The organism is Flavobacterium araucananum (assembly GCF_002222055.1).
In the GTDB taxonomy this organism is placed as follows: domain Bacteria; phylum Bacteroidota; class Bacteroidia; order Flavobacteriales; family Flavobacteriaceae; genus Flavobacterium; species Flavobacterium araucananum.
Genome location: NZ_MUGS01000006.1, coordinates 134,291 through 146,476, shown reverse-complemented (window position 1 = coordinate 146,476; position 12,186 = coordinate 134,291). Strand labels below are relative to the sequence as shown.

General features: G+C 34.8%; 10 protein-coding genes. 4 read left to right on the top strand and 6 right to left on the bottom strand.

The window, feature by feature from the left end; genetic code table 11:
• Positions 1-165: 165 nt before the first annotated feature.
• The 4 genes from B0A64_RS06345 to B0A64_RS06330 form a co-directional block, all read right to left on the bottom strand.
• On the bottom strand, positions 166-744 hold the full coding sequence (locus B0A64_RS06345; protein WP_089478680.1) for an HdeD family acid-resistance protein: 579 nt from the start codon (positions 742-744) through the stop codon (positions 166-168).
• Positions 745-906: 162 nt separating this feature from the next.
• Complete coding sequence (gene bglX, locus B0A64_RS06340) at positions 907-3,219, bottom strand: beta-glucosidase BglX (protein WP_089478679.1); 2,313 nt, start codon at positions 3,217-3,219, stop codon at positions 907-909.
• A gap of 384 nt (positions 3,220-3,603) precedes the next feature.
• On the bottom strand, positions 3,604-4,983 hold the full coding sequence (locus B0A64_RS06335; protein ID WP_089478678.1) for a sialate O-acetylesterase: 1,380 nt from the start codon (positions 4,981-4,983) through the stop codon (positions 3,604-3,606).
• Complete coding sequence (locus tag B0A64_RS06330) at positions 4,973-6,067, bottom strand: SGNH/GDSL hydrolase family protein (protein ID WP_089478677.1); 1,095 nt, start codon at positions 6,065-6,067, stop codon at positions 4,973-4,975. The genes B0A64_RS06335 and B0A64_RS06330 overlap by 11 nt, the downstream gene beginning before the upstream one ends.
• Positions 6,068-6,287: 220 nt before the next feature.
• On the opposite strand from B0A64_RS06330, the gene B0A64_RS06325 reads away from it, so the two are divergent.
• Positions 6,288-6,794: a C40 family peptidase gene (locus tag B0A64_RS06325; RefSeq protein WP_089478676.1), complete on the top strand. Its 507-nt coding sequence runs from the start codon at positions 6,288-6,290 to the stop codon at positions 6,792-6,794.
• A 163-nt stretch (positions 6,795-6,957) separates the two neighbouring features.
• Here the strand turns inward: B0A64_RS06325 and B0A64_RS06320 are convergent, their stop codons facing one another.
• A complete protein-coding gene (locus B0A64_RS06320; protein WP_089478675.1) occupies positions 6,958-8,538 on the bottom strand; it encodes a L,D-transpeptidase family protein in 1,581 nt (526 codons plus the stop codon).
• A gap of 163 nt (positions 8,539-8,701) precedes the next feature.
• Complete coding sequence (locus B0A64_RS06315) at positions 8,702-9,118, bottom strand: DUF1573 domain-containing protein (protein WP_089478674.1); 417 nt, start codon at positions 9,116-9,118, stop codon at positions 8,702-8,704.
• A 161-nt stretch (positions 9,119-9,279) separates the two neighbouring features.
• Between B0A64_RS06315 and B0A64_RS06310 the strand changes: the two genes are divergently transcribed.
• The 3 genes from B0A64_RS06310 (at position 9,280) to B0A64_RS06300 (ending at position 12,186) form a co-directional block, all read left to right on the top strand.
• Positions 9,280-10,542 carry a sensor histidine kinase gene (locus B0A64_RS06310; RefSeq protein WP_089478673.1) on the top strand — a complete coding sequence of 421 codons (1,263 nt, stop codon included), beginning with the start codon at positions 9,280-9,282 and terminating at the stop codon, positions 10,540-10,542.
• Complete coding sequence (locus B0A64_RS06305; RefSeq protein ID WP_089478672.1) at positions 10,539-11,222, top strand: response regulator transcription factor; 684 nt, start codon at positions 10,539-10,541, stop codon at positions 11,220-11,222. Before B0A64_RS06310 ends, B0A64_RS06305 begins: the two co-directional genes overlap by 4 nt.
• 199 nt (positions 11,223-11,421) lie before the next feature.
• Positions 11,422-12,186 carry an MBL fold metallo-hydrolase gene (locus B0A64_RS06300; protein WP_089478671.1) on the top strand — a complete coding sequence of 255 codons (765 nt, stop codon included), beginning with the start codon at positions 11,422-11,424 and terminating at the stop codon, positions 12,184-12,186.

Here is a 12,186-nt window from a genome sequence, read left to right as displayed (position 1 = left end):
AAGCCCTTTTCAATTCAACTCTTATTCTCTATTAAAAAATAGAAATCTCCGCGAATTCACAAATTTTTAAACAATTGATTCGTGAATTCGTGGCAAAAAAAAACTTTACGCCTTTGGAGAATAATTAAATAATTATCTCTTTAGAAGCTAATCTTATCCATTGATTCATTTATGACTTTCAGTAATATCGTGTATTCTTTTTAGTTTGAAAGAGAAATAAATATAAAAAAGCCCAATTGCAATAAAAGCAAAAGCAGTCCAATATACTAATGAAAGTCCTGCAAAAAGGGGATTCCATAATAACAGTAACGAAAAAATTGTTCCAAGTATTCCTAAAGCCAGAAGGTTTTTCCAGTCAGAAACGGCATAACTCTTTAAGTTAAAAGCAATACCTATTGCTGTAACAGAACGAAATAAAATGACAAATCCTACATACATTGGCAGGAGTGTAATCGAAATTAACGGATTAATAACCAGCAAAATCCCCACAATTAACCCTACAATTCCGGATGCCAGAGTCCAGCCCCAATTGTCAATATTCTTGCGGTTGGAAAGAGCAAAAATAACTTCAAAAATTCCGCTGACCAAAAATGAAATACTAAAAAGAAATGCAAGTGTCAGATAAGCTCCCAAAGGTGTTACAAAAGACCAAACTCCAATTCCCACAAAAAGCAACCCAACTAACAATAAGATGTACCAATAATCAATCGCTTTTTCAACTTTTTTAAACAAAGAATTTTCCATAACAATATTTTAAAATCACGCCTACTCTATAAAGTTTTCAGCTTACCCTTAAAAATTAACTTCGCAGAAAAAAATGATCTTACATTAAAATCCTTTCCTTTTGAAGCTTATCAAAGGTACCAAATAAAACTTTATTTTATAGGTTTTAACTTACAAATAATATTATTTTAACTCAAAGCGATTTTCTAATCCTTTGTCAGAACTTCCTCCAACCATGATTTTAAAAGTTCCCGGTTCTACCAAATAATTGCCGTCATTGTCATAAAAACCAAGTTCTTTTTCTGTCAGAATAAAAGTCACGGTTTTAGTTTCTCCTTTTTTCAAATTCACCAATTCAAAACCTTTCAATTCTTTTATTGGTCGAATAATACTTGCGTATTCATCGTGAATATACAATTGCACAACCTCTTTCCCGTCATAATTGCCTGAGTTGGTAACGGCAATACTAATCTGGACATTTTCTCCTTTTGCAAAAACAGTTTTATTTAATTTTAAATCATTATAATCGAAGGTTGTATAACTCAACCCAAACCCAAACGGAAATTGAGGTGTTTTCTCGACATCTGTATAATGCGACCAAAACACATTTTTATCACTGTCAATTGGTCTTCCTGTGCTGTATTTGTTATAATAAATTGGTACCTGACCTACATTTCTCGGGAAAGACATTGGCAATTTCCCACTTGGGTTATAATCACCATATAAAACCTGAGCCACAGCGTTTCCGGTTTGAGTACCTAACTGCCAGGCTTCTACAATTGCAGGAATATGCTCTGCTGCCCACGGGATACTTAACGGACGACCATTGTTTAAAACCAAAACGATATTTGGATTTACTTTATAAATTTCTTCTAATAATTCCTGCTGAACACCCGGCAAATTAAGATCTGTTCTACTGCGTCCTTCCCCACTCTGAAAACCATGTTCCCCCAGAACCATCACCACAACATTGGCATTTTTTGCAGCTGTTTTTGCAGCTTCAAATCCTGTTTTGTCTGTTGTATTAAAAACAACCTCATCCAAAAATGAAATTTTTCCAACAGTTAAGTCAGCCCCTTTTTCAAAAGTCAACTGATTGTCTTTGTATTGCTGCATTCCTTCTAAAACCGAAACTGCCGTATTATTATCAGATGCAATTCTCCAGCTTCCCAGCGGGCTGTTTTTATCATTTGCCAAAGCACCAATCAAAGCAATTTTTTGTCCTGATTTTTTTAGCGGAAGCAAACTTTCCTTTTTCCCCTCCGGATAAGCATTCTTTAACAATACAATTGATTTTTTTGCCATGTCCAGAACACCGTCATTATTGGCTTTACTGCCTATAACAGCTTTTTCGCGTTTCTCATCACAATATTTGTACGGATCATCAAATAATCCCAATTCAAATTTTACACGCAAAATTCTGCGAATAGCATCATCAACCAAGGCTTCTTTTACTTTTCCTTCTTTTACCAAATTGGCCAATTTTGCCACATACAAATACGATTCCATATCCATGTCAGAACCTGCGATTACAGCTTTTGCAGTAGCATCATCCTCATCTTTTGCATAACCGTGGGCAATCATTTCGCGAATCGAAGCATAATCTGAAATTACAAAACCATCAAACTTCCATTTTCCTTTTAAGATATCCCGTTGCAGGAAAACATTTCCCGTTGCAGGAACACCATTGAGTGTATTAAATGAATTCATAAACGTACGGACTCCGGCTTGAACCGTAGCTTCAAATGGGGGCAAAACCGAATTGTACAATTTAGAATTGCTTATATCTACAACATTATATTCCAGTCCTGCCTCTACATATCCGTAAGCTGCAAAGTGTTTTGCACAAGCCGCAATAGTATTTACTTTAGCCAGATCTGCAATTGTTTCGCCCTGAAAACCATGAACCCTTGCAATCGCAATTTTACTTCCCAAATACGGATCTTCTCCCGCACCTTCCATCACACGCCCCCAACGCGCATCGTTTGCTACATCGACATTAGGACCAAAAGTCCAGTTTATTCCGGATGCCGATGCTTCATCTGCCGCAATCGCTGCCGATTTTTTGATGGCTTCCAAATCCCAACTTGCAGCTTCGGCCAACGGGATCGGGCTTAATGTTTTATACCCATGAATAACGTCAAAACCTATAATTAACGGAATTCCCAAACGGGTTTCTTCGACTGCAATTTTCTGTACGGCACGCACTTCTTTTACACCACGAACCGTAAGCATAGAACCCACCCAGCCTTTGCGCAAATGTTCGTATTTTAACGCTTCACTTCCGCCTTTTGGCGCTGGTCCCGTTACATCCCAGAATCCGTTATATTGATTCATTTGTCCCACTTTTTCCTCTAAAGTCATTAACGGTAAAAGCAAATCGATGCGTTGTTCAATTGTTTTATTTTTATCCAGATAGGGTTTCTTTTGTGCATTCATATTTCCAACAGTAAAAAGGGCGAAAACCCCAACAGTTATTAATTTTTTATTTTTCATAATGGTATTTTTTCAAATGCGCTAAGCTCCTGAGATACTAAGGTTCTAAGTTTAGTTTGGGCGTGTCCCTCCCAAAAAGTCGGGTCGGGCTATGCGTTTCAAGTCCTCGCACTTCCTTCGTCAGGCTGTGGGCTTTTCTCTTCTATCCCTCACGCAAACGGATTAATGAGATGTTTTTGTTAAGTTCTTTTTCGCCACGAATTCACGAATTTAATTTCCAATCTTTGTCGAGTTACTTGCAGGGATTCCTCGTTCCTCAAAATGACAAACTTTGTGTCTCCCTTTGGGGGTTTGACTACGCTAAGTTTGACAAAGAAATGATAAAAAATAGGCCAAATATCTAAAGTCTAAAATCTTTACCCTTTCTTCTTTATTCTAAAATCATCACTCCGAAACAAAACATGAAGCAGGTAAATTCGCTTTATTAAACAAATCTGACTGAATTGTATTTCCCCACGCAAATCTCACTTTTACCGGAGCACCTACTTTTTTACTGATCAAAATCACCTGATTGTTTTTTATCGAAGCTTCTGCCGGATAGAAAGTTCCATCGGCTCCCGCTACTTCAAACTGATTCGAGTTTTTAGTTTTAAAATATAATCCCTCCGAATAATCAAACGAAACGATTACTTTGTTTTTATCGATTTTAATGTCTTTAAAAAGCGGGCTGTTCACCAAATTGGCATTGACTTTATAAGTTTCTGCCAGAGCCAGATTTGCCAAACGAATTCCTACTGCTTTTTTGTTTTTTGGATGAATATCTATCGTATCCGAAACATCGCTAATCACGACCATTCCGGTTTTAGAAACTTCTTTCAGGATTTTTCGCTGAGAATCTCTTACCGTAACATTCGAGAAGTTGTTACTGCCTGTTTTATAAGGTGCTATTTGCACATAATAAAAAGGGAAATCCTCTTGCCAGGCTTTTCTCCAGGAGGTAATCAAAGCCGATAGTGTTTGATCATAAACCAATGAACCCACATTTGATTCGCCCTGATACCAAAGCGTTCCTGCAATTTTGAACCCCACAAAAGGATAAATCATCGCATTGTAAGCACGTCCGGGTTGGCGTGGTCCATATTCCTGTTCGTTTAGTTTTTTGGCATTTTCTAATAAAACAGGATCATTTTGTACTACTTCTTCCGGCATCCAGATCTCAGCAGGTGTTCCGCCCCAATTGGATGAAATTAACCCGATTGGGACATTTTTTAAATCTTCTTGTAAGCGTTTGGCAAAAAAGTAACCAATCGCACTAAAATATTTCATGGTTTCCGGAGTCGACTCTGTCCAGTTTCCTGACAAGTTGTTTTGAGGTGATGTCGCAGTTAATTTAGGAACGCTAAAAAAACGAATAGTAGGATTTGTAGCATTCTTAGCCTCTTCCTCACCATTATCGATTCCCCAACTCACAGACATTTCCATATTCGATTGTCCGGAGCAAACCCAAACTTCTCCTATCAGGATATTTTTCAAAACAACTTCGTTATATCCTTTTATAGAAATGGTATAAGGCCCTCCGGCTTCGGGAGTTTTTATATGCAGTTCCCATTGTGCCTGATTGTTGGCAACCACTTTATACTCCTGATTGTTCCAGCCTGAAACCAATTTGATTTCTTCTTTAGGATTTGCCCAACCCCAAATTTTAACTTCAGAGTTGCGTTGTAAAACCATATTGTCGCCAAAAATATTGGGAAGCGTAACGTTTGCCATCATAGTACTGGAAATCATCAGAATGAAAACAAACTTAAATATATTATTTTTCATTTAGTAGCTTTTTTAAAAACGGAGCATATTCATTTGCCAAAACTTTATGATCTGCAACATCCGGATGTCCGGAACAACCTTTTGGGGTCATAGGTTTAAACTTAAAAATCAAAATGGGTTTATGGATTTTATCCGTTGCAAAAGCAGCTTTTACTTTATTTAGACAATCCTCAAAAACAACTCCTCTGTCTCCGCCCACCATTGGGCTGTTTGTAATCACAATTTGAGCATTGGGATTATGGATATACAACATTTTGATAAAGCTGATATAATTAGAAACATACTTGTCTGCATTAAACGGCAAACGTTCTTTTTTGCCATCTCCACCAGAAAAATCATTAGTTCCTAAAGCAATGCTGATAATATCAGGCCGAAAAGCAAAATCATATTTTGGTTTAGTGGTATCTTTTGTCAAATACAAATTCTGATACACATCCGGCATAATAGCTTCGTCTTTATTCTCATCATTCCAGTTGCGGTATATCCCAATTCCGGAGACAGAACTCATCAAATAATCGACACCAATTTCTCTCGAAAGTAAAGGGCCATAAGCATAATATCCGTTATGGTGATCAAAATACTCGCCTTTATCACAAGGAATATCAGACGGGTCACTCGCAGCTCCGCAAGTAATAGAATCTCCAATAAATTCGATTTTCTTTTTCTTTTTAGAGGTGATCGACGTTAGTTTAGCCGTTGTTCCTGCAAATAAAATTCCGCCGCTATGAGCTTCGGTAGTTTTATAAATTTCAAGATTATGCACTTTTTTGTTTGTAGTCGTTTTTACAGGAAAAGATTGTACTGCTCCTTTTTCGATTCGCAGTTTACCTATATATTTTCCGTCCAAAACTAACGAAACATAATTATGATGTTCCCACGAATCAACGCTTTGCAATGCAATAGAACAATCAGTTCCGGTAAAATTAAAAGATACAGACGAAGCAGTTCCTATTAAGATAACATTGCCATCCTGAAGTTTTTCTATACGGCCCTGATAAAGAAAGGTATCCGTTTTACTTTGTGAAATTGAAACAATCGAAATCAGCAAAAACGAAATTAAAAATGATATTTTTTTGAGAAACATAATTTATTTGTTAAAATATAAATACGATTCACAAATATATCTGAAATACGGTTTACAGAAAGATACTAAAACATCAAAAAGCAATAAAAAAACACCAAACTTACAAGACTATTTTATCGCTTTTATCGTTAGTTAATAAACCATATTGCAAATCCTATCCTTTGTTATTCAAAAGCAACGGTATATCTTTATCAATTCAATTTTACAATCCCTCTTAAAAATGAAATCAACCCTATATATTGCATTTGCAGCAACGCTTATATTCTCGTCTTTTACTGTAAAAACGAAAAAAAACAGTGAAATCAGTTCTATCAAAACAACACAAAACACAATAAACCGGGATTCTATTATTCTGTATGCCAGACAATATTTAGGAACCCCTTATTTGTATGCAGGAAATGACCCTAAAAAAGGATTTGATTGTTCCGGTTTTGTAAATTATGTTTTTAAAAATTACAACATTACTTTACCAAGAAGTTCCAGTGGTTTCAAAAATTTAGGTACAAAATTATCTCCCGAAGATTTTAAAGTGGGAGATATTTTAGTTTTTTACGGTTACAGGGACAGAACAATTGTGGGTCATGTGGGGATTATCTGTGAGGCAAACGGCATGCATTCAAAATTTATTCATGCCTCGTCCGGAAAAGCCGGCAGCGTAACGATCAGTGATTTAGATTCTGACCATTATAGCAAACGTTATTATAAATGTATTAATGTATTGCCTTGATTTTTTTCGCCACTAATTCATCGATTTTTTTTTCACGCAGATTTAAAAGGATTTTAACAGATGTGTACAGATTTATTTATTGTAATATTTCAAAAAATCGTTTTAAATCTGTCTCAATCTGCTAGATCTGCGTGAAAATTAATGCCGTTTATTCGCAAACATTTTACTCTTCAGTCAATAGTTTTATCAAGCTTTCGTCTCTTTGATAGACATCTTTATAAAAATTAAGGTTTCCGTCCCGATCTACCCAAGCCGTAAAATAACCAATATAAACAGGCACTTTCTTTTTTAAACTATACCAGCTTTCTTTACCGGCATGCATCGCCTTATCGATTCTTGCGGGAGTCCAGGCAGGATCTTGTTTTAGTAGTTCGATTGCCAATTCTCTGGGTTTCCCTACACGAACACAGCCGTGACTAAAAGCTCTGCTTTCTCTTTCGAACAAACTTTTTGCCGGCGTGTCATGCAAATAAATATTATTTGAATTTGGGAACAAAAACTTCACCAAACCAAGCGAATTGTTTTTTCCCGGTAACTGACGTACTGCTCCATTATTCCATTCCAGATTTTTCTGTGCCAGATAATTTTTATTTTTAGCCATTCCGGGTTTGATCTCCTTATTAATGATACTCGTAGGAACATTCCAATACGGACTAAAAACAATATTATTCATCAATCCGCTAAAAATTACGGTTTTCGTCATCGCTTTTCCTACCACTACCGGAGACACAAAAGCAATTTGGTGATCGCGAATCAAATACAATTTAAACTCCGGAATATTAACTTCTATATATTCCTTTCCTTTTTCGAGCGCAGGATCAATCCATCTGCAACGCTCCATGTTTGCAATTATAGTTTTGATTCTGTCCGAAACCGGAATATTCAATTCTGCAATATGTTCCGGAATGATTGTATTCTTAGGTGTTAATCCGTGATGTAATTCGTAGTTTTTAATTGCCTTAATCAAAAGGGTATCGCAAATATTGCTTTTGCTGTTTTCTTTAAGATCTCCTGTTATATAAAGCCTTTCTCTAATCTGACCTATGGTCGCAACAGAATCGCCCAACTTAAGACTTTTAAAATCATCCCCTGCTTCGATGGTTTTCCAGCCCCCTTTTTTTTCAATTTCTCTATATTGATGAAGTGCATCGCGAAGTTTATAATACTGGCTAAACATTTTGCTTTTTTTATCATCGCTAATCGTCGCTTTTTTATAAATAGAATCTGAAAAAACCTGATAATTTACCTTTTTACGCGGCAAAAGCCACTCTAGTGCTCTTGTTGTTTTTTCGTCTACACCCGAAACTTTCTGTACATAATAAAAGTATAAGTTTGACAAGATCAAATCTGTATCAACCTGCGATAATTTGTTTACAGAAGTATGTTCAAAAATAGGACTGACTTGTTCATTGTAAGGAAAATTAGCTTTCAAGCCCTCGCGATCCAATCCTTTATATTTATTAAATAAAGTGTTTCCGTATTCTACAACTCCTTTATTATCTAACCATAATTGAGTAGAATGGTTTTTCTTGTATAAAGCCAAAACATCATTCTGAAATTTAACCAATTTAGGATACGTTTCATAAAAAGTGGTAATCTTAGCACTGTCGATTGTAATTTTAAGTTCCGGGATTACTTTCTCTGAGGTCTTTTTTGACTGGTCGTCTTTTTTGTCTGCTTTTTTGTTACACGAAATAGCAGCAAAAAGAAGGACTACAGACAGAAGAGCATATAAAGTTTTCATACTAATTTTTTTAATAAAAATAGAAAAGTTTTACTGAAATCAAAGCATTTCCAAAAAAAATAACAGGGTATTTATGATCCTGATATTCTGAAAAAAAAGCATAAAAAAAACTCCAAATACTTTACGCATTTGGAGCTTTTCACTTTATAATCAACCTTTATTTTTAGATTACTGTACCTTTTAGCGTAAGGATTTTTGGTGCTGTTTCGGCACTTGTTGTTACAGTAACTGTTTTTGTAAAACCTCCTTTGTTTGCTGCATTGTATGTGGCAGTTACTTTAGCCGATTTGCCTGGTAATATGGGCTCTTTTGTATAATCTGTTGCAGTACAACCACAAGATCCCTGAACATTTGTAATAACAACTGCCGTTTTTCCTGTGTTTTTAAATTCGTAAACAATTGCTTTTGGTGTTCCTTGCGGAATTTCGCCTACATCAACTGTTTCTGCTTTCCAGACAATTACAGAAGCTGCTGTTGCTTCAACTTTAGTTTCAGAGCTGATCGCTTTTATGGGTGCAATTGCTGAAAAAGACATTAAGCTTAAGGCTAAGGCTAACATCGAAATTTTGATAATTTTCATAGTTTTATTTATTAATGGTTTATAGTTCAAATTGATTTTTCAAAGATAATTCAGACAAATTCAGATCGCTGTTAACCGCTTTCAAATCTTTGTTAACGACTTGTTAATTGGTATTTTTAAGTCTAAATTTGATTAATATTACACTCTCAAACACCGTTTTCTTGAAAATAAACAAACTCAATAGTATTATCCTTCTGGGACTTGTTGCCATTATTAGTATATTGGTTGCACAACTGCTTTGGACAAAAGAGGCTTTTACTTTAGAACAAAAAAAACTGAGCCAGAAAGCAAATATTGCTTTACTCGAAGTTGCCCGTAAATTATATGAAGGAAAAGATCACGAATCTTCCTGTCAGAATCCTGTTCAAAAAATATCAAACGATTATTACATCGTAAACATTCAAAATGCTTTTGAACCGGACGTTTTAGAATTCTATCTGAGATCAGAGTTTAAAAAAATGAATATTACAACTGATTTTGAATACGCCGTTTACAATTGCCAGAGTGATGAAATGGTGTATGGAAAGTATATTTCGTTTGCCGAAAAACAAGAAGAAAAGAAAACAGTTTCGTTCCCCAAGCATAAAAACTTAGTCTATTATTTTGCGATCCGTTTTCCTAATGAAACCACTTATTTATTTAGTTCGATGCGATTTTGGTTTATACTTTCGATCGCCTTAATCCTAATTTTATTGATCTATGTTTATTCTATTTTTACTCTTTTACAACAAAAGAAGTATTCTGAATTGCAACGGGATTTTATCAATAATATGACACACGAATTCAAAACGCCTTTGTCTTCTATTTTAATCGCTTCGAAATATTTAAGCGAGCAAAATCCAATTAAAGAAGATAAAAAACTGCATACCTATGCTACCATTATCATCAATCAAAGCCACAAACTAAACAATCATATTGAGAAGATTTTAAACATTGCCAAATCTGATTATGCCCCTTTAGAATTAAAAAAAGAAACCGTTTTGATTGTTCCTATTATCGAAGAAACCATTGAGAATATTCAGTTAAAATATCCTGACGCAATGATTCGAATTGAAACTTTATCGAACGAATATCATATCGAAACGGATGTTTTTCATTTTACGAATCTCCTTTATAATTTAATCGATAATGCCATAAAATATTGTACTGAAAAACCGGAAATAACGATTGGAATTGGAACGGAGAATTCTACTTTAAAACTAACTTTTACGGATAACGGAATTGGTATTTCTACCAAAAATATTTCTTTTATCTTTGATAAATTCTATCGCGCCCAAAACGAGAAAAGCAATGAAGTAAACGGTTTTGGTCTGGGTTTGTATTATGTTAAAGAAATTTGCAATTTGCATAACTGGAAAATAAAAGCCCAAAATAACGCTACAAATGGCATCACTATAACTTTGTCAATTCCTTATAAAAAATGAAACAATTCAAGATCCTTTATACCGAAGATGACGAAACACTGGCATTTTTGACCAAAGATAATTTAGAACAAAACAATTATGAAGTTGTTCATTGTTGCGACGGAAATTTAGGTTTGGAAGCCTTTAAAAAAGAAAGTTTCGACATTTGTATCTTTGATATCATGATGCCTAAAATGGATGGTTTTGAACTGGCTACTGAAATTAGAAAAACAAATACTGATATTCCTATTATTTTTCTCTCGGCCAAAACCTTAAAAGAAGATCGTATTAAAGGATTGCGTTTAGGGGCCGATGATTATTTGGTAAAGCCTTTTAGTATTGAAGAATTATTGCTGAAAATTGAGATTTTCCTAAAGCGTTCCCAGAAAAATACGGCAATAGAAAAAGCTTTTTACACCATTGGAAAGTATCAATTTGATATTAATAATTTTATCCTTTTTAATGAATCTGAAAAAATAACGCTCACACAACGCGAAGCCGAATTACTAAAATTGTTTCTGGACAACAAAAATTCAGTTTTAAAAAGAGAACAAATTTTAACCTCGCTTTGGGGAACAGATGATTACTTTATGGGGAGAAGCCTGGATGTTTTTATTTCACGTCTGCGTAAAATCCTGACCAATGAAAAAGGTATTGCTATAGAAAACCTGCACGGAATAGGATTTCGATTTACGATGTAAATTTAACTTTATTGCCTTTTTTATCACTGTTTAAAAAACAATTTTCTCTTTATTATCCGTAATAAAAATACAATAATTACGAAAAACAGATTATAAATGCATAATCTCAAAAAGTTTTAGTTTTAATACAAATAAAGAAAAAACTGTAAAATTAATTTTAAAAAACTTTTGTAATTTTAATATCTAATTTTTCGCCGATATGAAATTACATCACTTACGCAACGCCACTTTAGTTATCGAAACTGAAACCGATGTTATATTGGTTGATCCAATGTTAGGGAAGAGAAAAACGATTCCGCCTTTTACCATTTTTCGTTATAAGCCCAAAAGAAACCCACTTGTTGCTTTGCCTAAAAACAGCAGGGATATTTTGAGCAAAGTTACTGTTTGCCTCATTACACATTTGCATCCCGATCATATCGACAAAGCGGGTGAAGTTTTTTTAAGACGAAAAAGCATTCCTGTCATTTGCAGTACAAAAGATGAAAAGGTATTAGCAAAAAGAGGATTAAATATTGCTCAGAGTTTGAATTACTGGGAACAACAAGAATTTTTAGGTGGCAAAATTACCGGAATTCCTGCTATTCACGGCTATGGCTTTATTGCTAAATTAATGGGTAATGTAATGGGTTTTTATATTGAATTGCCCAATCAAAAATCAATTTATATAAGCTCCGATACTATTTTTACAGAACACGTACAAAAAGTTCTTATCGAATTTAAACCTGATATTGCTACAGTTGCCTGTGGCACTGCAAGGTTAGATTTTGGTCAGCCTTTGTTGATGCGAATGAACGACATTTTGAAGTTTACGGCATTGGCGCCGGGTAAAGTTTTTGCGAATCATTTAGAGGCTTTAAACCATTGCCCAACCACACGATCTGAACTAAGGCAAGCCCTTTCTGAAAACAATCTTTTAGATAAAATTGCCATTCCAAGCGACGGTACAAGTGTTGAGTATTGA

Coding starts and splice junctions, on each gene's coding strand:
- B0A64_RS06345 (WP_089478680.1), bottom strand. CDS start 744: ATGGAAAATTCTTTGTTTAAAAAAGTTGAAAAAGCGATTGATTATTGG.
- bglX (WP_089478679.1), bottom strand. CDS start 3,219: ATGAAAAATAAAAAATTAATAACTGTTGGGGTTTTCGCCCTTTTTACT.
- B0A64_RS06335 (WP_089478678.1), bottom strand. CDS start 4,983: ATGAAAAATAATATATTTAAGTTTGTTTTCATTCTGATGATTTCCAGT.
- B0A64_RS06330 (WP_089478677.1), bottom strand. CDS start 6,067: ATGTTTCTCAAAAAAATATCATTTTTAATTTCGTTTTTGCTGATTTCG.
- B0A64_RS06325 (WP_089478676.1), top strand. CDS start 6,288: ATGAAATCAACCCTATATATTGCATTTGCAGCAACGCTTATATTCTCG.
- B0A64_RS06320 (WP_089478675.1), bottom strand. CDS start 8,538: ATGAAAACTTTATATGCTCTTCTGTCTGTAGTCCTTCTTTTTGCTGCT.
- B0A64_RS06315 (WP_089478674.1), bottom strand. CDS start 9,118: ATGAAAATTATCAAAATTTCGATGTTAGCCTTAGCCTTAAGCTTAATG.
- B0A64_RS06305 (WP_089478672.1), top strand. CDS start 10,539: ATGAAACAATTCAAGATCCTTTATACCGAAGATGACGAAACACTGGCA.
- B0A64_RS06300 (WP_089478671.1), top strand. CDS start 11,422: ATGAAATTACATCACTTACGCAACGCCACTTTAGTTATCGAAACTGAA.